The sequence below is a fragment of the Methylosinus sp. R-45379 genome (genome assembly GCF_001644125.1).
Classification (GTDB): domain Bacteria; phylum Pseudomonadota; class Alphaproteobacteria; order Rhizobiales; family Beijerinckiaceae; genus Methylosinus.
On sequence record NZ_LUUM01000230.1, the window covers coordinates 1 to 1,058 of the forward strand.

Consider the following 1,058-nt stretch of genomic DNA (forward strand, 5'->3'; position numbering starts at 1 on the left):
CGTCACGCCTCCCCTATGATGGTTCCTCGTGCCCACACGAAATTCTTCGAGACCTCGAGGACGAGGCGGCGCGCCATGGTCACAAGTTCGAAACGCGAAGCGACGGGGCCGCGATCGGCTGGGTTGTCGAGCTCAACAAGCAAGCCCTGTTCAACGATCTCGACGACGACGCACTCAGGACCGAACTCGTCAAATGGCTGCGGTTCGACGCGCGTGAAGAAGACTTGCTGAAAGATGGTCTCTCAGCTCGGTGCCTCACTTTCAATGGGACACTTCTGCGAAGCTTCTTCCTCCAGCATCGTTTCTGGACGCTCCCTGGCGTTCGCGACCTCGTTCGCGCGGTCTATGGCCAGACCATGAAAGGAATCGGGACGATCGGCTGGCTGAGAGGTCCCTATGCCGACAGCGAGGATTGGGTAATCGCCGGAAGGACGATGATCCGCCTTTGGCTAACACTGACGCGGCACGGCTATTATTGGCATCCTTACGGCTCGGTGATCACCAGCGAGAATGCGCGGCTGAACATGATTGACTATCTGGGCTTGCCGGGCGAGGCGAATGGGGAGGATAGCGTATGGTTGCTGTTGCGTCTCGGGCGGAGCTCGGAACCTCCGCAAAGTCGGCGGGCGCCGATCGAGGATGTGCTTTTGTGCGGCTCCTGAAGCCTTTCCTCCGACCGGCCGCCTTCGCAGCGGTCGTCGCGGTCGACGTTGTTGAATTGCTTCTGGCGTCATCGGCGTCGTTCTACCGGCTGTTACTCACGCCCGGCTTCGAACAATTGAGGTGGCGCATCGGCGTCTGGCGCGCGTGGCGCAGTTACTTCCAAGCCTATCGGCTCGTTCCGGCCTACAAAGATTACATCGGGTCGCGAGGCGGGAAGCCCGATATCTGCCTCGATGACGAATTCGTCCCGGATCTGTCTGTCATTCCCGAAACGGATAAGACGAGCTATGTCAAAGCCTATCCCGTCGAGCAGAGAGTGAAGCATGGACGCCTCCCGACGCGAGGGGTGACCGTCGACGAATCCTCGGGCAGCAGCGGTCGCCCCACAAGCTGGG

The 1,058-nt window shown here is 60.2% G+C and carries 2 protein-coding genes; both read left to right on the top strand.

The features are described from left to right. Positions 1-662, top strand: a 662-nt coding sequence (locus A1351_RS25320) for a hypothetical protein (protein WP_198162331.1), incomplete at its 5' end; no start/stop codon positions are given. Next, positions 650-1,058 (top strand): hypothetical protein (locus A1351_RS10525; protein WP_198162332.1); only part of this gene is annotated, 409 nt, incomplete at its 3' end. The genes A1351_RS25320 and A1351_RS10525, both read left to right, overlap by 13 nt.